This window comes from Candidatus Uhrbacteria bacterium, assembly GCA_016187485.1.
GTDB lineage: Bacteria > Patescibacteriota > Patescibacteriia > UBA9934 > UBA10169 > JACPJO01.
The window spans coordinates 40,455-59,070 of the sequence record JACPJO010000001.1; the positions used below are offsets into that span (position 1 = coordinate 40,455).

The 18,616-nt window shown below is 53.0% G+C and carries 20 protein-coding genes and 1 tRNA gene; 12 read left to right on the forward strand and 9 right to left on the reverse strand.

Annotated elements, in window-relative coordinates; genetic code table 11:
* Window positions 1–41: 41 nt before the first annotated feature.
* The 4 genes from HYW18_00225 to HYW18_00240 all read right to left on the reverse strand — a co-directional run bounded on the left by HYW18_00225 (window position 42) and on the right by HYW18_00240 (window position 2,880).
* A complete protein-coding gene (locus HYW18_00225; protein MBI2484576.1) occupies window positions 42–704 on the reverse strand; it encodes a hypothetical protein in 663 nt (220 codons plus the stop codon).
* Between the two features lies 1 nt (window position 705).
* Window positions 706–1,374 (reverse strand): TIGR00730 family Rossman fold protein, encoded by a 669-nt coding sequence (locus HYW18_00230; GenBank protein ID MBI2484577.1) that lies wholly within the window; start codon window positions 1,372–1,374, stop codon window positions 706–708.
* A 74-nt stretch (window positions 1,375–1,448) separates the two neighbouring features.
* Window positions 1,449–2,543 carry a GTPase HflX gene (hflX, locus tag HYW18_00235; protein MBI2484578.1) on the reverse strand — a complete coding sequence of 365 codons (1,095 nt, stop codon included), beginning with the start codon at window positions 2,541–2,543 and terminating at the stop codon, window positions 1,449–1,451.
* Window positions 2,544–2,595: 52 nt separating this feature from the next.
* Window positions 2,596–2,880 (reverse strand): HU family DNA-binding protein, encoded by a 285-nt coding sequence (locus tag HYW18_00240; protein ID MBI2484579.1) that lies wholly within the window; start codon window positions 2,878–2,880, stop codon window positions 2,596–2,598.
* 94 nt (window positions 2,881–2,974) lie between these two features.
* Here HYW18_00240 and HYW18_00245 point away from each other — a divergent pair, with 94 nt between their 5' ends.
* The 4 genes from HYW18_00245 to HYW18_00260 all read left to right on the forward strand — a co-directional run bounded on the left by HYW18_00245 (window position 2,975) and on the right by HYW18_00260 (window position 7,792).
* Window positions 2,975–4,258, forward strand: a complete 1,284-nt coding sequence (locus HYW18_00245) for a hypothetical protein (GenBank protein MBI2484580.1) — start codon at window positions 2,975–2,977, stop codon at window positions 4,256–4,258.
* Between the two features lie 33 nt (window positions 4,259–4,291).
* Window positions 4,292–6,040: an ABC transporter ATP-binding protein gene (locus tag HYW18_00250; protein ID MBI2484581.1), complete on the forward strand. Its 1,749-nt coding sequence runs from the start codon at window positions 4,292–4,294 to the stop codon at window positions 6,038–6,040.
* Window positions 6,041–6,113: 73 nt separating this feature from the next.
* Window positions 6,114–6,860: a hypothetical protein gene (locus tag HYW18_00255; protein ID MBI2484582.1), complete on the forward strand. Its 747-nt coding sequence runs from the start codon at window positions 6,114–6,116 to the stop codon at window positions 6,858–6,860.
* A 92-nt stretch (window positions 6,861–6,952) separates the two neighbouring features.
* Window positions 6,953–7,792 carry a hypothetical protein gene (locus HYW18_00260; protein MBI2484583.1) on the forward strand — a complete coding sequence of 280 codons (840 nt, stop codon included), beginning with the start codon at window positions 6,953–6,955 and terminating at the stop codon, window positions 7,790–7,792.
* A gap of 42 nt (window positions 7,793–7,834) precedes the next feature.
* Here the strand turns inward: HYW18_00260 and HYW18_00265 are convergent, their stop codons facing one another.
* Both HYW18_00265 and HYW18_00270 read right to left on the reverse strand, forming a co-directional pair.
* Entirely contained in the window at window positions 7,835–8,599 is a 765-nt protein-coding gene (locus HYW18_00265) for an SIMPL domain-containing protein (protein MBI2484584.1), read from the reverse strand.
* An 8-nt stretch (window positions 8,600–8,607) separates the two neighbouring features.
* A complete protein-coding gene (locus tag HYW18_00270; protein ID MBI2484585.1) occupies window positions 8,608–9,009 on the reverse strand; it encodes a hypothetical protein in 402 nt (133 codons plus the stop codon).
* Window positions 9,010–9,079: 70 nt separating this feature from the next.
* Between HYW18_00270 and typA the strand changes: the two genes are divergently transcribed.
* Both typA and HYW18_00280 read left to right on the forward strand, forming a co-directional pair.
* The gene (gene typA / locus HYW18_00275; protein MBI2484586.1) at window positions 9,080–10,900 is read left to right on the forward strand and encodes a translational GTPase TypA; all 1,821 of its coding nucleotides are present in this window, start codon (window positions 9,080–9,082) and stop codon (window positions 10,898–10,900) included.
* Between the two features lie 4 nt (window positions 10,901–10,904).
* Window positions 10,905–11,603 (forward strand): rRNA pseudouridine synthase, encoded by a 699-nt coding sequence (locus tag HYW18_00280; protein ID MBI2484587.1) that lies wholly within the window; start codon window positions 10,905–10,907, stop codon window positions 11,601–11,603.
* Here the strand turns inward: HYW18_00280 and HYW18_00285 are convergent.
* Entirely contained in the window at window positions 11,560–12,279 is a 720-nt protein-coding gene (locus tag HYW18_00285; protein ID MBI2484588.1) for an aspartate/glutamate racemase family protein, read from the reverse strand. The two genes, HYW18_00280 and HYW18_00285, sit on opposite strands and share 44 nt — an antisense overlap.
* 347 nt (window positions 12,280–12,626) lie before the next feature.
* Between HYW18_00285 and HYW18_00290 the strand changes: the two genes are divergently transcribed.
* The 5 genes from HYW18_00290 (at window position 12,627) to HYW18_00310 (ending at window position 15,122) form a co-directional block, all read left to right on the forward strand.
* Window positions 12,627–12,700: transfer RNA gene (locus tag HYW18_00290), tRNA-Trp, on the forward strand.
* Between the two features lie 49 nt (window positions 12,701–12,749).
* The gene (locus tag HYW18_00295; protein MBI2484589.1) at window positions 12,750–13,367 is read left to right on the forward strand and encodes a class I SAM-dependent methyltransferase; all 618 of its coding nucleotides are present in this window, start codon (window positions 12,750–12,752) and stop codon (window positions 13,365–13,367) included.
* On the forward strand, window positions 13,364–13,714 hold the full coding sequence (locus HYW18_00300; GenBank protein MBI2484590.1) for an inorganic diphosphatase: 351 nt from the start codon (window positions 13,364–13,366) through the stop codon (window positions 13,712–13,714). The genes HYW18_00295 and HYW18_00300 overlap by 4 nt, the downstream gene beginning before the upstream one ends.
* 125 nt (window positions 13,715–13,839) lie before the next feature.
* Complete coding sequence (locus tag HYW18_00305) at window positions 13,840–14,406, forward strand: MFS transporter (GenBank protein MBI2484591.1); 567 nt, start codon at window positions 13,840–13,842, stop codon at window positions 14,404–14,406.
* Between the two features lie 143 nt (window positions 14,407–14,549).
* Complete coding sequence (locus HYW18_00310; GenBank protein MBI2484592.1) at window positions 14,550–15,122, forward strand: nucleoside monophosphate kinase; 573 nt, start codon at window positions 14,550–14,552, stop codon at window positions 15,120–15,122.
* Window positions 15,123–15,443: 321 nt separating this feature from the next.
* Here the strand turns inward: HYW18_00310 and HYW18_00315 are convergent, their stop codons facing one another.
* Entirely contained in the window at window positions 15,444–16,406 is a 963-nt protein-coding gene (locus tag HYW18_00315) for a hypothetical protein (protein ID MBI2484593.1), read from the reverse strand.
* Window positions 16,407–16,868: 462 nt separating this feature from the next.
* Entirely contained in the window at window positions 16,869–17,192 is a 324-nt protein-coding gene (locus tag HYW18_00320) for a 4a-hydroxytetrahydrobiopterin dehydratase (protein ID MBI2484594.1), read from the reverse strand.
* Window positions 17,193–17,306: 114 nt separating this feature from the next.
* On the opposite strand from HYW18_00320, the gene HYW18_00325 reads away from it, so the two are divergent.
* The gene (locus HYW18_00325; protein ID MBI2484595.1) at window positions 17,307–18,563 is read left to right on the forward strand and encodes a hypothetical protein; all 1,257 of its coding nucleotides are present in this window, start codon (window positions 17,307–17,309) and stop codon (window positions 18,561–18,563) included.
* Window positions 18,564–18,616: the final 53 nt, after the last annotated feature.

Consider the following 18,616-nt stretch of genomic DNA (forward strand, 5'->3'; position numbering starts at 1 on the left):
TGTGAGACCCTTAAACACTATGGCAGATGCTGTGTCGGCTTTCAATACCGTGCGTGAAGGAGGAGCGAGACGGCTACGGCGACGTTTAATGATTCCAGCGTTCTCTCGTGCGAGATTTTAACGCTCGGCGCGGAGACGGGGAGGAGGATGCCTTGTCCCTCCGATCCGGCGATGACGGCAATGGAGTCTCCCGGGAGACTCTTGATATCCATGGCGCCTGGAGTGATTTCCAGACGGTAGAGCGGACGTTTCAGGTGTGGAAGGAGAGCGAGTGCCTCCTCACACGTTTTCTCCATCCACGGCACATGAAAGAGAGCACCCGCGCTCGAGCGAATCACTTTGGGGTTTCCTGAGTCAGCGCACTCGACGAGGAGGAGCGCGGCATTAAAGGCGAGTGCGCTTCGAAAAATCGTCCCGAGATTTCCCGGGTCTTGGACATGGTCGAGCACGACAAGAGTGTTCTTTGCCTCAACATCTTTTTTTGTCCACACAGGAAGTCGTGCCACGCCGGCAATTTCTTGCGGCGTTTCCGTTGTTACGAGTTTTTGAAAGTTTGGCGTGTCGTACGGCGTAAACGAAAAAAGCAACGAACGCCCCGCTTCTTTTACAAGGTGTTGTCCCTCGACCAACACAAGGCCGGATTCCCGCCGACCCTTTTTCGTGTGCGTCGCGCGCACCAATTTTTCCTGCGTCTGACTCAACACACTAAAAAATATGCCGCTCCTTTGAATGTCGCACAATCTCCCACGCTTCTTCTGCCGTATCTACAGCGCTCATGATCTTGAGGCTTATTGGGTGCAGGGTTTCGTATTCCTTCACCAATGTGCGTGAGATCCATTCAAGAAGAGGCGCCCAAAATGATTTTCCCACAAGGACAACGGGAATCACCTGCGCCTTTTTTGTTTCAATGAGCACGAGCATCTCGAAGAGTTCATCGAGCGTGCCAAACCCGCCGGGGAAGAAAATGTAGGCCTGAGCAGAGGCGGAGAGCATTACCTTTCTCGTAAAAAAGTAATGGAAGCCTTTACCGCGTGTAAGGTAGTCGTTTGCGCGCTGCTCCAGCGGCAGCTCAATATTTAGTCCAAGCGATTCGCCGCCGGCCTCGAACGCCCCTTTGTTTGCCGCTTCCATAAGTCCGGGTCCCCCACCGGTGATTACCGTAAACCCGCCCCGCGCCGCGAGCTGTCCAAACCGCTCCGCCTCTTTGTACCAATGCGACCCGCGCGGCAATTTTGCCGATCCAAACACCGTGACCTCTTTTTTGGATGTGGAGAGAAATTGAAATCCGTCCACGAACTCCGCCATGATGCGGAATATCCGCCACGTGATCTCGTTCATGCTGTGTGCGTGTTCAGCGTCTTTCGGATTCACCATGACATCTACCGGACAATTGGGAAATCGGCACAAGCTTGCCGACGCCTCCTTTTTGCGTTTAAGCATAGTGGAAGCTATTTTAGCATACTTTCAATACGTCGGAGGAGAGTATCTACGCCCTCGCCGCTTTGCGCAGAAACAAAAGCAGGGTGAAGTTCACGATAGGCTGCGCGCATGCGGGCGCGCTCTGCCCGCCGCACGCCATCCATTTTGGCGAAGACAAAAAGCATCGGCGCCTGACTTATGCCAAGTTGGCGGAGGATGTCCTCGACCACGACCATTTTCTCGTCGCGATGCGGATCGCACGCGTCCACTACATGCAAAATCACGTCAGCGTTTACTGTTTCGGCAAGTGTGGAGCGGAAAGCCTCAATGAGGTCTGGCGGAAGTGATTGGATAAACCCGATGGTGTCTGAAAGAAGGGCGATCTTTTGCGCATGGGGGAGATAGAGTTGTCCAATACGCGTATCGAGGGTGGCAAACAGTTTGTCGGCGGCATATTCCCGCCGTCCCGTGAGAGCGTTGAGAAGCGTCGTTTTCCCTGCGTTCGTATAACCGACGATGGACACGGTTTGCAAATCCTGCCGCCGGCGGTAAGCGCGTTGCCCCGCACGCATTTGCGCCGCATGCTCAATATCAGCCGTGAGTTTCCGCTCGCGTTCGCGCAAGTGGCGCTTCATGATCTCCGTGTTCGTTTCCCCGATGCCGCGTGTGCCGATGCCGCCGGTTTGCCGAGACAACTCGTGGCCCATGCCGAAAATTCTTGGCCCCATATGGCGCAAACGCGCCAGCTCAATCTGCAGCTTTGCTTCTTGGCTTGTGGCGTGTTTCTCAAAAATCTTCAAAATCAAATCCACGCGATCCCACACCTGCAAATGTTCTTTGCGCAGGAGTTCTTGAAGTTCGTAGACTTGCCTGGGCTTCAGCATCCCGTTGACGATGAGAAGTTGGGCGCGAAGCTCGCGAGCCTCGTTCGCGATTTCCTCCACCTTTCCCTTACCGATGTACGTATGGTGATCGGGAGTGCCGCGCCGTTGGAGCTTTTTTACGACGACCACTCCGCCGTAGGTGTGCACGAGCGATTCCAACTCCTCCAATCGCTCGAGCGCTTGGTATTTCTTCATGGTAGGAAGCACCAGGTCTATGAGGATGGCGCGAGGCCTATGCATACCCGTATCGTATCAAACAAAAACAGAGGGGCGAACCCTCTGTTCTGATTTGCTAGGCGAGAAGCGCGTCTTTTGCAGCCTTCGCGACGCGGAATTTGAGCACGGTCTTTGCAGGGATTTGAATCTGCTCGCCCGTTGCAGGGTTGCGGCCCATGCGAGCTTCACGGCGTTTCTTCACGAGTTTGCCCAGTCCAGCAAACGAACACTCTCCACTGTGCTTTACCTCTGCGTATGCGACGTCCACCATTGCGGCAAGTACCGCGGCGACATCTTTCTTTGCCACGCCGCTCTTTTCCGCGATGGCAGCGAGCATTTGAGACTTGGTCATTTTAGCCATAGACCTAAGTTAAAAGTAATAAGTACCGGCCTAGTATAGCACATTTCCCCAAAAAACAAGGGGTTTGTGGATAGCTATGCTATACTGGTCTTCTATGAAGCATCTTTTTTCCTTCATGGTTCTTGGTCTATTCCTCTTTGCTCGACCGGTCTTTGCGACGGTTGTCGGCTCGTTTGTGGGGTTGGAAGAAGATGTGCAATTCGATGCTATCTGGGTCTACGAAAATGACGATATTACGCTAATTTTAGACCCGATAAATGCGGGTGCCAGCCTCTATACAATCTTTGTTGGCGACGCGGATGCAGCCGGGTGTACCGTCCATTTGACGCATGTTTCAAGCGGGATAGCATCTCCGGCCGAGTATATCGCGCTTGGCACGGTTATCGAGTTAAGCTCTATCCAGATCGGGATTTTCGAGATCAATACGAACACGACGGTTCCGCGCTGTCACGTGGGCTATAACTTTACTACTTTGGGACCGGTGGATGGGGCGCCCGCTGCTCCAAACGAGCCGGAAGAGGCGCCGCCGGTGAGTGAGCCAGAGAGCGAAGACGAGCCCGAAGAGGTGTCTCAAGAAATTACAACATGCGCAGATACGGACGGCGGGAGTGAACGCTATGTGGCGGGAGCCATCACGCACTCGGGCAACGCGACGTTTGCGGGGGTGCCCAATCCTGCAGCGGACTTCTGTCTTAACGCGAACATCCTCCGTGAATATTATTGTACGCCCAACGAAGTGAACGGCTCACATGTCTCAACAATCACATGCGCCAACGGATGTGCCGCGGGACGATGTCTCACCGATGCGGATGTGGCGCTTGCCGAACCGGACCCAGAAGAAGATCTTGGTCCCTTCGTTTCCTGCACCGACTCCGATGGGGGCGTTTCGCCGCATCAAGCTGGTTCGGTGAGTGCCGAGTATGATCGCGCTCTACCGCAAACGTACGTGGATATTTGTAGTGGAGATACGCTTACCGAGTACGCGTGCAATGCTCATGCGGGGGAAGTGCAGACGGTTTCGTATACGTGTCCCGGCGGCTGTAACGATGGGAAGTGTCTTACGAATATGTGTCAGGATGACGACGGCGGAGACAAAAAATTCATCTTCGGACGCATGACGCACGACTTGGCCACGCTTCCGTCGCCTGTGTTTGACACGTGCACATCGAACAACAAAATCATGGAGTACACCTGCAATGCGAACTTCAACGACGGAAATCCGGAAAATGATAATGCCCGTCCGCGCACGTGCGCGCTCGGCTGTCTTACGGTGACATCGGACGCGGGGACGGTGAGCCGGTGTAAAAAGTTGGCCGATCTGTCCATCGCCGTTTCAGTGCAAAGTGCATTTTCGTGGCTGGTGAATCTGTTTAATTAGTTGCTGAGTTACCTTGTTGCCGAGTGGTTCTGTATGAACAAACGAGTTCTGCAAATTTATGTTGCGCATGCTCTGCGCTACCCCTGGAGCGTGACGGCTCTTTTGTTTGTCATTGTTGCTGCGCAAGCGCTTCACTTACTGGTTCCGTGGCTCTACAAACGCTTCTTTGATCTTCTTTTTTCCGGCGCAACGCCCGCCGTCCTTGCCCCGCAGCTTATCCAGATTCTTTTCTCTGTCTTTTTCTTAACACTTGGCGGATGGTTTTTGTGGCGTGCGTCTGGATTTCTCACCGCCGTCCTTCACCCGAAGATCACCAAAGATCTTTACGAAACGGCGTTCCGTTACCTCTTGCACCACTCGTACCGGTTCTTTGCAAATCACTTTGGTGGGTCGTTGGTCCGCAAGGTCGGGCGTTTCACGCATGCGTTCCATAATCTTGCCGATCAACTACAGTGGAAGCTGATCCCGATTACCGTCACGACGATCGGTGTTTTTATTGCATTGTTCCTCCGTCACCCGACTCTTGCGTGGATCCTCTTCGGTTGGCTGGTGGTCTTTATTCTGATGAACGCCGTTATTTCCAACTGGAAGCTTCGCTACGATAAGGAACGATCGGCGATTGACTCGGAAGTGACCGGGGCGCTCGCGGATGCGCTCACCAACAGTATTACGGTCAAGACTTTCGCGGGGTATACATATGAGGAAAGATTATTTCAGAATATTCTGGAGCGCTTTCGGCGCATCTGGAAGTTTTGCTGGAATTTGGCCGAGATCAACATGGCTGTGCAGACGTTTCTCATGATTCTGCTTGAACTTGGCATGATGTGGATGGCGGTATCACTGTGGACAAAGGGCCTACTGACAGCCGGCGACTTTGCGCTTTTGCAGGCATATCTTATCCGCATCATTGATACGATGTGGGACTTGGGACACGTATTCCGTGACATCTACGAGCAAGTTGCTGATGCGTCCGAAATGGCGGAGATCATTGATACGACGCCGGAAGTAGGGGACAAACCCAGAGCTAAGGCTCTTGCGGTGCGGCACGGGGAAATCCAGTTTGATCACGTAGTCTTCAGCTACAGGAAGACGCGGCCGATTTTGAATGACCTAGACTTAACGATCAAGGCCGGTGAGAAAGTGGCGCTTGTGGGACCGTCGGGAGCAGGGAAGTCTACGGTTACGAAACTCATGTTCCGATTCTTCGATCTGGATGCGGGCGCCATTCGCATCGATGGACAATCTGTGGCGGATGTGACGCTCGAGAGTTTGTGGGAGCATATCGGTTTGGTGCCGCAAGAACCGATTCTTTTCCACAGGACGCTCATGGAGAATATTCGCTATGGACGGCGTACGGCCACGGACGAGGAGGTCGTCCAGGCGGCGAAGAAGGCACGATGCCACGAATTTATTGTAGCTCTGCCGAATGGGTACGGCACCTTTGTGGGCGAGCGCGGAGTGAAACTCTCCGGCGGGGAGCGCCAGCGCGTTGCCATTGCGCGAGCGATTCTCAAAGACGCACCGATTCTCGTGCTTGATGAAGCGACGTCGAGTCTCGACTCGGAATCGGAAGCGATGATTCAGGAGGCTTTGCGCGCGCTCATGAAGGGAAAAACGACGATGGTTATTGCCCACCGCCTTTCCACCATCATGCAGATGGACAGGATTGTGGTTATGGAGGGGGGAAAGATGGCGGACGAGGGGACGCATGCCGAGCTTCTCAAACGTCACGGAACCTACAAAAAGCTTTGGGAAATTCAAGCGGGCGGTTTTGTACATTGACGTGTTCTTCACGATGTGCAAATCTACGCTCTTCTTTGAGGCGATGCCGCTTTAAAGAATGGAGGGTTCATCCATGAGGCCTATCGTTTTTCTCCCCGGGGCCTGGGGCAACCGAGATCAAGCCATCGGATACTGGACGCGACGCATCCGCGAAGGGCTTTCACCTCCTGCTTTGCACTCGTTCATTCCGATGGGCTACGATCGCGATGCGCGCACGCAGAAGCAGGTCGTTCGGCACCTCATCGAGGGCATTCGGCGCAGTGTCGGCGTGTTCGAGATCCGATCCGGCGTGGACGTCATCGCCTACTCGTGGGGGGCGTACTTGGCCTGCATGGTCGGCACGCTCCAGCCCGGAATCATCCGGCGTGCCGTCTTCATCTCGGGGATGCCGCACATCGGGTTCGGGCTCTGCAACACCCTGCGTTTTGCACGAGCGGCACCCAGCTGTCTCTTCGCGGCGCTGGGAGGCTCCTTCGCCCTGCGCAGCACGCAGGAGGTCCACCGATGCTTCTTCCCCGGGGTCGTTCCAGATGACGGACTCGAGGGGGAGGTTCTCGCGCATATGCATCCCGAGCGCACCTCTGCGATCCTGCAGCTTCTGCCGGGACCGCAGCAGATACGGGCTGAATCGCCGATCTTCCGTGTGCTCGCTCTGCGCGCGCCAGACAGACAGGACGTCTTCAGCGCTGGCGCCAACTACCAGGGAGGCGTGGACGTGACGTGCAAGGTCATGCCTGACTGGACACACGGGACAATCCTCACATCGGCGATGAGCGACGTGACACATCGTGTCATCGAGCCCTGGTTCACCGCTCGCTAGGACATCTTCTCTTCTCTGCCAGGCCTAAGGCCTGGTTTCTGTTTGACTTCCTCTTTTTGCTCGCGTACTGTCTTGCACGGAGGTTATGTCGGATGACACGACAAGAAATCTGCGACAGTGTCGGACGTGAACACGCCAATACGGTCACGCGCCGTCTCGAGAAGGCGGGGCTTCCGTGCCCCCGTCTCGCGATTCAACTCGGTGACGGGTTCGAACTCTCCGAGTTCAAGCAGGTGCAGTCCTTCCCCCTTCGGGAGACCTTCTCGGGACTCCATGACCTTCCCGAGTTGGACCCGCCGCGCGCAATTTCCTACGGCTTCCTGCCCTGGGACATTCCGGTCCTGGTGACTCCTCGCATCTCGCTTCACGAGCGCAATCCCGTGACGGGTCGCGGTGACGCGCGCAACTGGGTGCGACTCCTCAACGACACCCTTGTCTTCGCAGGGTGCACGCGGCTTGTCATCCTCACGGAGGCGGGAAGCATCAATGCATTCATCCCGGGCGATCTCGTCACCGTGCGGAGCGTCTCCACCATCTTCATGCGCGACTGGCCGATGTACCAGGGGGAGGCCTGCCAGCCTGACCGGGCGCTTTCCCGGGAACTGGCATTGGTCGCCACGCAGGCATCCATTCAAGCGGACGTGGATCTCAAGATGGGCAAGCATGTGTACTGGCACGGGCCTGGCATCGAGACGGAGGACGACAAGCGCATCATCCGGCAGCTGACGGCGGCTGAGCTCATCAGTATGTCGGTGCTGCCCGACCTCGCGGTGTGGGCTTTGCATCCGGACACGGCCGTTCTTCCTCTGGCACTTGTCACGAACGGCATCAACAACCCGTTCAATCTCGAGCACAACCAGCGTCACGTGGCGGAAAGCAAAGAGAGGATCACACCGATCCTCTCGAAGCTCATCCCGCTCCTGGCACGCTAGTCGATGTTCTTTCTTCCCGGGGCGCGCGTATACGCGCTCTTTCTATTTATCTATAGAGTAGGTGAGATACACAATCATAGTCCCCTCAATCGTTCCCGGTGCAATATCAGGCGCCGCACCGCCGCCTCCCATCCCAAGACTTTCCCTCGCGTAGTACATCGGCGGCACGCCCTCATTGAACCCCTCACTATAGCCCACGATTTTCATGTTTTTGAGTTCGAGGCTTGTGCGGATGATCTCGGCTTGCTCTTTGGCTTTTTCGATCGCCTCTTTACGCGCGACATCTTTGGCATCGGTTGAATCGTCTACGGTTAAGTTTGGTCCGGAGATGCTCGTGGCCCCGTTTTTGCCAGCCATCGCAAGAAGCGGCGAGACTTTGCCTGTGTCGCGCACCTTCACCGTAATAGTTTGACTTACTATCCAACCAACGGATTCCAACTCATTCTTCTCTTGATTCCAGCGGTTATCTTCGTACACGTTGTATTGGCTAGTTTGCACATCGGCCTCGGGAATGCCAAGCTCCTTGATCTTCTGCAAGAGAGTGTTACCGATCTGTGTGTTTTTCTCTTGCGCCGCAGCGACATCTTTTTCTTTTGTCTCTACGCCAAGCGTAACGGTGGCAATGTCGGGCACCTGACCCACCCGCGCCTCGCCGGTCACGGTGATTTGGTGCTCATAGGGAACAGGCTTACCGATCTCTCTGGCCTTAAGAAGGCTCAAGAGGGATGAGACTGCAAGAAAGAGCGCGAGCAGGATAATGGCCGCGTAGAGCGCACGCTCCATGCGTGGTTGGTCGGAGAAATTCATAAAGAAAATTAAAGTTTTTTACGGAAGAGACAAAGAGCCACAAAACCGCCGATGCCGCCCAAGAACAGGTCGAGCATCGTGTCGCCAATCGAGACTTGCGACTTGGGCCAGTCAAAACGCGCGCCCACGGTGTTGTCGAGAATGTACTCATGGAATTCCCACGCCACGGCAATAAGAAGGGTGAAACCGACCACAAACAGTGTGTGGTACCACCAGGGGTGTCCCGCCAAGTGGTGCTTGTCGGTCATGTGGTGGTGGATGGCAAGCCCTAGCATACCTATGGCAAAGCCGCCGGAAAAGTGCATGAGGCTATCGAACTCAAACACGGAGAAATACAGACCTGTGGTGATCGCGATGACATGGGTGACAAGAACGAGGGCGATGGTAAGAAAAGCGAATCGAAAGGGCATAGAAGAACTACAGTATAGCACGAATCATTGACACGAAGGGCCCAAACCGCTATCATCCGCGCGTATTTCTATGGAAAAACGCACAGACATCCGAAACGTGGCAATCATTGCCCATGTGGACCACGGCAAGACGACGCTGGTGGACGCGCTTCTGAAACAGTCCAACACTTTCCGCAACGCCGAGGCCATGGGAACGACGATCATGGACTCAAACGAGCTCGAGCGCGAGCGCGGGATTACGATTTTCAGCAAGAATGCCGCCATCGTGTGGAATGGCGTGAAGATCAATATTGTAGATACGCCGGGGCACGCGGATTTCGGTGGCGAGGTGGAGCGCATTATGAGCATGGTGGACGGGTGTCTTCTGCTTGTTGACGCGAAGGAGGGGCCGATGCCGCAGACAAAATTCGTGTTGAAAAAAGCCATTGCAGCCGGACACAAAGTGGTGGTGGTTATCAACAAGATTGATAAGAAGGATGCGCGGCCCGAATGGGTTCTGAACAAGACGTTTGATCTGTTTGTAGATTTGGGAGCGACCGATGAGCAAGCGAACTTTCCGGTTATTTATGCCTCGGCTATCCAGGGACTTGCGGGGCGCACACCGGAGCTCTCTCTCATGAAAGATGTGACGGCGATTTACGAAACGATCGTGTCGGACATTCCTGGGCCCACTGTGGATGCAGACGGCCCCATGCAGATGTCGGTGGTGAACGTCCAATATGATGCGTATAAGGGCCGGCTTGCGGTAGGACGACTGGTGCGCGGCACGATGCAGACAGGACAAAGCGTGACGCACATCCACCGTGATGGCACACAAGCCGCAGGGAGGGTGACAACGATCGAGGTGTTTGCCGGATTGGCACGCACGTCGGCAGAGGAAGTCCACGCCGGGGATATTTTGGCAGTTGCGGGCATCGAAGATGTGGGGATTGGGGAAACACTCGCCGATGCGGAGGCGCCCGAGGCACTGCCGGTACTGGAAATTGAAGAACCTACCGTGAAGATGACGTTTGCCGTCAATACGTCGCCGTTTGCGGGGCGCGAAGGGGAGTTTGCGACTTCACGTCACTTGAAGGCGCGGCTCGACCGTGAGTTGCAGAATGATGTAGCGCTCCGTGTGGAGGAAGGAAGCGGCGAAGGAGCTTTTATTGTTTCCGGCCGCGGGGAACTTCACTTGGCGATCTTGATAGAAAAAATGCGTCGGGAAGGATATGAACTGCAGGTATCGCGTCCTCAAGTCATCATGAAGACCGTAAATAAGGTGGAGATGGAGCCATTCGAGCAGGTTTCCATCGAGGTGCCAGAAAACATGGCGGGCATTGTGATTGAGCATATGGGCAAGCGCCGGGGAGAGATGAATGACATGAAGGTTGAGGGTCCAACCGCGTTTCTTGAATTTGAAATTCCTACGCGCGGGCTCATCGGATTTCGTAATGAGTTTCTTACCGACACGAAGGGGCAGGGGATCATGAACAGTCTGCTGTTGGGGTACCGTCCACGGACGGGCGAGGTGGCGACGGGGGTGCACGGGTCCATGATTTCGATGGAGAATGGAGCTACGATGGGGTATGCGCTGACGAATTTGCAAGAGCGCGGGATGCTCTTCTTGGGGCCGGGGGTTGAGGTATACGAAGGCATGGTTGTGGGGGAACACTCGCGTCCTGAAGATATTGAGGTCAATCCCTGTAAAGAAAAAAAACTGAGCAATATGCGCAGCAAAGGGGACGGCGTGTCCGTCGGCCTCGCGCCGTACCGCGATATGACGCTCGAGCAATGCTTGGAGTATATTGGAGACGATGAACTGGTCGAGGTGACCCCGAAAAATATTCGTATGCGAAAGGCCATCCTTGTATCTCACCTTCGCCGCCGCGCGAATGCGGCGGCTCTGTAACGTCATGGACACTGTTCGGCTGAACAAATTTTTGGTAGATGCGGGCGTGTGCTCGCGGCGCGAGGCCGACCGGCTGATTGAGGCTGGCAAAGTAAAGGTGAATGGCGCACCGGCTGTTCTTGGGCAAAAAGTTCTCCCGACCGACCACGTACGCGTGCTTGGGCGGACGGCGCACATAAAAAGAGAGCGCGTGTATTTGGCGTATCACAAACCTGTAGGGGTGATTTGCACAAGCGATCCCACCGCGCGTGACAATATTATTGAGGCCGTGGGGTATCCCGATCGTGTATTTCATATCGGACGTTTGGACGTGGCCTCATCTGGACTCATCCTTCTCACCAATGATGGGGGAATTGTGAATAAAATCTTGCGCGCGGAAGGGAAGCATGAAAAAGAATACATCGTGCGCGTGGAACGCCCGATCACGGCTGCGTTTGTGGAGCGGATGCAGAAAGGGGTGATGCTCGATGGGCAGAAGACGCTTCCCGCAAAGGTTGCGCGTATGGGAGCGGATATTTTTTCTCTCACGCTTGTGGAGGGACGCAATCGCCAAATCCGCCGCATGTGCGAAGCGCTTGGATTCAAGACCGTGTCTCTTAAGCGCATCCGTGTGATGCACATCACGCTCGACAACCTCCCGCCCGGCAAGTGGCGCATGCTCACCGATGAAGAGCGCCAAAAACTCCTCGCGCGCGTGGTCTAGCGTGAGTGGCTTTTGCGAGGCCTGCCGTATGGCTCGCGAGGACATCCATACTGTCAACGATGTTCTCCCCGGACATGCAGGCGAGTTGGAGATCCGTGCATCCCAAGACTATGTGCGTGTTACCGATACGCGCAAGCATATTTTGCAGAAATTCTCCACACATACCCCCTCCATGCTTGCCGAGTAGTCCCATGATTGCCTGATCCAACAGACACTGATCGGCCGGGTGGGGAAGAGACACCGCGACGTGATGTTTGGCTAAGGCATGTTGGTACAATCCGGTCGCTCTGGTGCGGCTGGTCATAAGAACGGTACACGATGTCCACCCGCGCCGCGCAACTTCGGCGGCGGTCAGCTCAATGATATTCGTGAGAGGGATGGGACTTGTCGCTTGCAGCGATTCGTAGAACTCGTGCACCGTGTTGCAAGGAATAACAATGTGCGTGCAGCCAGCACGTGCAAGCCGTTCTTGTCCTTGAGAGAGGCGATGAAAATAGTAGGACGTGTGTTGTCCGCTCGCGATGTATTCTTTTTCTTTTTGAAGGTTGAGCGGCAAACTCCAAATACACACGGCGGGACGCGACGTCGTAGTAGCTTTATGGATGAGAGATTGGTAGAACTTGGCGGTTGTTTCTGGGCCGAGGCCTCCTAAGACGCCAACGATAGGTTTTTTCATAGGTAATGATGTTCATGCAAAACAAAAACGCCCCAATTGGGCGCTGGCTTGCAGGAACGCAAACAACGCCCAATCAGGGCGAGGTATAGAATATTTGGTGACAATTTACGAACATACTACATGGACTTTAACACAAACACTTTAAAAACTCCAAGCCAGGAGCGCTGTCATTTCTCTTTTGGCGTCTCCACCGTTACCCACGTATCATCTTCCGCACATTTATACACGACGCGATCATATGTATTCCCGCCGCCCGTGCTCGTATCTTGGCGGTCGAAAGCCATAGTGCGACTGCAGGTTGGACATTGCATACTTTCTTATGTTACCTTTCTTGCGCAAACACGCATAGGGGTGTAGTGAAATGGTATCACGAAGGTCTCCAAAACCTTTATTCTGGGTTCGAGCCCCAGCGCCCCTGCCAGAAAACTCCGAGTCCTTGACTCGGAGTTTTATGATAGACTGTTTCCTGTATGAACAATGAGCGGGTGATCCAAATCTACGACAAGATCGCGGAAGAATATGCGCGGAGATACGATCCGATTGAATCCGAAGAGGACCTTGTCTTTCTAAAAACATTCTTAGACCATCTGAAACCCGGCTCTTATGTTGCCGATATCGGTTGTGGAACTGGCTACTCAACTGGATACTTCACCAAGCATGGAATGAGCGCCGAGGGCATTGACTTGTCCTCCAGCATGATTGCCATTGCAAAAAGAAATTATCCAGAGATTTCTTTTTCGGTTCAAGATCTAAGACTCTGGATGCCGAAAAAATCTGTCAACGCAGTCTGGGCCGGGTACTGCCTTTTTCATCTTGAACAAGACGACTTTGAAAAAACGCTCGCTAACATTCGATCCTACCTAAAACCGGGAGGTGTATTCGGCCTTGTGATGCAGGAAGGCGAGGGACAGCTGGAAGCGGACGAACCACTTCTTCGAGGAGCAAAAATTTACATTCACCTGTATACAGAAGAAAGTCTCAGACAGATTTTGGAAAGGCATGGCTTTACCGTTGTTGAAGTGAAAAGAAAAAAACCCATGTATGCAATGGAATTTGCTTATAACAAGTTGTTGATCATAGCGACATGACCAGCGCAAAAGATCTCCTCGGTAATATAGTCGACGTCATAGTCGACCGTCCTCTCGGATCAAAACACCCAACGCACGACTTTACGTACCTAGTGAATTACGGCTTCGTCCCAGGGACGCAATCGCCCGATGGAGAGGAACTCGATGCGTATCTTTTGGGTATCGATAAGCCACTTCAAAACTTCCGTGGTCGGTGTGTCGCTATTATCCACCGAACCAACGACGATGACGACAAGCTGATCGTCGTACCGAGCGACATGACGATCACCGATGACCAAATCCGTCAGGCGACTCATTTTCAAGAACAGTACTTCCACTCCGAAATTATTCGCACGCAAGAGTTCTAGCCTCACTCACTAAGCCCCTGTCACGTTGGTCGCGACCGACGTAGCCCGCTACGAAGCCGGCCGTTTCAAACGGGCGGTTTTGTGTTAGCATAGCTGCAAAGTTTCCTATCTGAATGTTCCCGTCTATGCGAACCAACCTATTGTATAAAATCTTGATAACAGGTTACTCATTTTCAATATTTTCAGAGGCGGTTATTTTACCCATTTATGCGGTGTTTGTGCAGGGCATTGGCGGTGATATTTTGGATGCAGCCGGGGCGATGGCTGTTTTTTTGATTACACAAGGATTATTCACGATTGTTACCCATCGTTTTTTCTGGGTTCATCGGCACAGCATTCCCGTGATGGTCGGCGGCTGGGCGGTGTGGGTATCCGGGATTGCTATGTACCTCATGGTTTCCAACGTCTTGACTTTGTTTATTGCCCAAATATTTATCGCCCTAGGAAACGCCATTGCCGATCCGATATTCGACAAAGAATTAGCTCGCCACACCGACCATAAAAATGAAGAATTTGAATGGGGAGTTTTTGAAGGTAGCCAATCGATCATTCAAGGGGTAGCCGCTGTAATTGGAGGACTCATCGTTTCTTTATTTAGTTTTCAGGTTTTGATTTATCTCATGGTTGCGACAGCGACTGTTTCTCTTGGGATGATCATTTTTTATTACTCGAAAATCCGGAAAGATGTATAGATGGAAACCGATTACATCACTCTGTGAAGACATGGCGATGGTTCTCACCTCGCTTGCGAACCCCTGCCACGAAAGCATCAGCTCAACCAGTCTGGTGTTTTTGTTTTCAGGTTGCTACCCTTCGATTGGATTTAACCTCGTGTATGGCTACCACACACAAAATACTCTTGTTCGGCAAAGCAGGGTCAGGCAAAGACACGCAGGCAGATTTGTTGGCCGCGCGGCTTGGGTTAGTCAATCTCTCCATGGGAGGCATTTTGCGCGCCGAAGTGGCAGGCGGATCGAAGACCGGCAAGAAAATCGCGCACTACTTGGAGCGAGGTGAGATCATTCCTCATGATATCGGCCCGCGATTGATGAGGTCCCATGTGTTGGAAGAGACCACGCAGCGGTCCGGATATGTTGTGTCGGGTTTTCCACGCACATTGGACAGCTTCCAAACTTACCTGGCGTTTGATGCGCCCACGGCACTCGTCGTATTACACGTGCCCGACGAAGTCGCACGCGATCGACTGATCGCTCGCAGGCGACACGATGATTACGAGGAGGCAATCAACAAACGCTTAGAATTGTTTCGAGAAGTAGACGAGCAGACCATTGCGTGGGCCAAAACACATACCGCTATTCCGGTGTTTGAGGTCAATGGTGCCTTGTCTGTGAAACACGTGCACAAGACAATCCTTGAGATGGTCTCCGAATCGTTTACCAAAGAGTAATTTTAAAACGTCCAGGAGCTGGTCATCTGTGCAAACGTTGGTATGTGTGTAGTAGAGGGCATGTTAAACAAGAGACTCTGTTGCCAGAGTCTCTTGTTTAATGAAATGAGATGTTTGAGGCCAAGTTACTTCTTCCCAATATACTTCACCAGTGCAATGATGCCGAGGACGACGAGGATCCAAAGCAAGAGAATCGTGAGTGAACCGAACCCGGAACCAAAGCCCATCATGTTTGAATAAAAACTCATCATAGAGATGTGAAAAAATGAATAAGAGAGTGGAATAAGAACCATTATACTCTTCATTCATCAAAGACGAGAGTCAAGGGAGGAGGTAGTAGAGACGGCGTGTCCCCGATTTAGTAAGCAGGAATCTTTGTACTTCCAGCTCGTGCAAATGAAACAAAAGGGAAAATGTGCTTGTTTTTCCCGCACGAAGGGGATCTGACCCAGAAATACTTCGACAGACAAGATACCCACCGAACGGTTCGCACAACCAGTCGGAATTTCCCGCGCCTTTCCCATTGATGTCTACGTCCGTGATTACCTGTTCCGGGAGATTCTTGAGATCTATACCGAGAGCAACAACGCCGTTTTCTTGGTTTTGTATGGAAATGCGCTCCTCCACGACATTTGGTTCGAAATACGGCGCACGTTCCCTGCTGAATCGAATGAAGGGTGCTTGAGTCCACCGAACGTGATTACTCATTGGCAAAAACGATGAGAGGTCGGCATCGTCCGTGATTTTTTCTTTTGCTTTATCTACGGCCCATGTTGCCGCTTCAAAACCGAACGTTGCAGCCAGAAACGAGCCGAGACCAAGAAAGCCACGAAACCATCTCCCGATTTTTCCGAAAACACCTGGCCGAATGTTTGATGTTGATGCAAGAGGGCGCAACGGTTTGTTGTGCTCTGCGAGTTCCTTAATCATCTTCTCGCGCAGACGTGCCTCATCGGTGAGAGGGGGATGTGCAGGCTTGCCGGTGAGATTTTCAAGCTGTCTCGTTAGCCGGGCTTTTTCCAGCAGGAGGTCCTGTATTTTCTTAATGACACGTTTTGACGAAAACCTGTCAAAAAACGTACGATGGACGTTCTTATTATCGCGGATGTAGCGTTGCAGAGTCTCTTCGTAGTGGGGGCCGTAGGATTGTAGGCGTCTTTCGCACTTCACCAATGTGCGACGAATAATCTGCTCGTCACTTTGTCCAAGCAGACGCCAAAATTTTCGCGCAAGCCACTCAACGAACGATTCCTTCGCCGGAATGGTTGGTTTGACACTCGGCATATGCCTTTATTTTAGCACATATGTCCTACGTTCATTCTTGAAGGATGGAAAAGCCATCTTCTGATAATCATCCACAGAGCGGTACTCACCTTTTGTGAGCAGTGGTACCATTAATGCTGATCGGCCAGTTAATGGCCCATAAAATTTTTCCTATGACGACACCATCGTCTTCTCACGCCGCTCGCATCGGCGGTTTTCTTGTTGTTCTTTATGCGGTCTGTCTTATTTGGCCCGCTGTATTTCCCTATGAAGCGGCGGTCCGTGAATTCCATCTTCTCTCACTCAAACTGGCGTTCCCGGGTTTTCAGGGAATGGCTGTGGGGAGCATTATATGGGGTGGTGTGTTGAGTTTTGTATACGGATTCGTCGGTTCCTACATTTTCCACGCACTTCATAAGAACTGCTGCAAGTAAGCGTGAAATACATGTGTAGGAGAGACGGCCCACGATGTGGGCCTAATGGTTACATTTTCGGAATCTGATCAATTGCTCGTGCAAGAATGAAATCGTTTTCAGTTAGTCCATTCGCTGCGTGTGTTCTGAGAGAAACTTTCACGCGGCCCCAGCCAATTTCAAGATCGGGGTGATGCCTCTCGGCTTCCGCAATCTCTCCAACCTTGTTTGCAAACGCCAGCGCGTCCTTAAAGTTTTTGAATTTCCATTCTCGCCGAATCGAGCGCTCTTCCTCCACCTTCCACTGTGCGTCAATTTGTTGCACTAACTCCCGCACGTTCTCTGATGAAAGCGCGGTAGCCCCGCCCTCGCACGGCACGCAGTGTAATTTCATAGGTGGATGATGTTCACAAGCACTCTAAAACGTTCGGCCCATGGCGTCAATTTTCTGTGTCTTGGAACCTTCTTGGTCAGCTCGTGAGTGGTTTTGTGCTAAGATGATGCCGATATGCTGCGGATTCTCAACTTTTTCAGACGTGAATGGGCGTATCTCTGCGAGGTGTCGGTTGATCAGCGACGATTGCTCGGCGGAGCCTTTCTTTACGGCGTAGCGACACCGGTTGTTTATGTCTTCTCGAATACCTATTTGTGGCGCCAGTCGGCAGACCCCATCGTGCTTGCTCTTTTTAATACAGGATTTTTTGGCGGTCTGTGGTTTGGTTTTCTTGGGAACGGCCTTCTTTTGCGCCGGTTTGCTTCGCCGCGACTCTATTTTCTTGGCTGTCTTCTACAAGGTCTTGTACCGATTACTCTCGTAACTCTGCATGCAAAGGCCGATAGCGTCGCTCTTCTTCTTGGACTCGTTTTGGGCGTCGCCGGCGGTTTTTATTGGGGCAATCGAAATTATCTCACGTCGGAACTCACTGTAGGACCGCGCCGGCTAAAGTTCATCAGTCTTGAGTCTACGGCCACTCTTCTTGCGGCGGTGCTTTCCCCAGTCATTACCGGTTGGCTCTTGGTGCTTGGTGAGCGCACCGGATGGTATACAACGCAAAGCGCGTATCAAGTAGCGGCCGGGTTTGCGTTTGTCGTGCTCATTGTGGCAGGGCTTCTTGTGGCGCACATCACGCACGTACTTCCTCCGCTTGAACATCTGCGCATTCATTCGCGGAGGGGACGGTGGAACCAATTGCGCCTGCTGGAAGTTTTCAACGGATTTGTTGACGGCCTTGAGGGGGCGATCCCGCTCGTGATCCTGCTTACCTTTGTCGGTCTTGAGCACGCCATTGGCACGATTGATTCTTTGGCGGCCATCCTTGCCTCTCTCGGACTCTATCTCATCGGCAAGTGGGCACGGCACGATCATCACATCAACCTTCTCCGCCTATGGGTCGTGTTTACGTTTCTTGGCCGCGCTCTCTTTAGTCTTCTTTACTCAACGGCTGGCGCACTTGTTTTCTACACGGTGGAGGGGTTTGTTGGGGGGTTCCGGTGGAATTCCATGGTGAGTGTGGTCTACGAGACGATTGACCGCGAGCAGGACGGGCAGGCGAGCGCGCGGCGCTACGCGTACCTTACCGACCGCGAGCTGTTTCTCAACGCTGGCCGTGTTTCCGCCCTTCTCTTGTTCATTGTTCTTTACGCGAACGCCCCTGAATTCACCATCCGTTACGGGCTTCTTCTCGGTCTTGCCGCCCAGATTCCTTTGCTGGTACTTGCGAAGAAACAAATTCGTCCGCGAGCGCAGTTAGATTCGCCACTCTGAAAGATTTTCCCTGCCCACACGTCTACTGGCAGAAGGGAGACGTATAGGCGTAA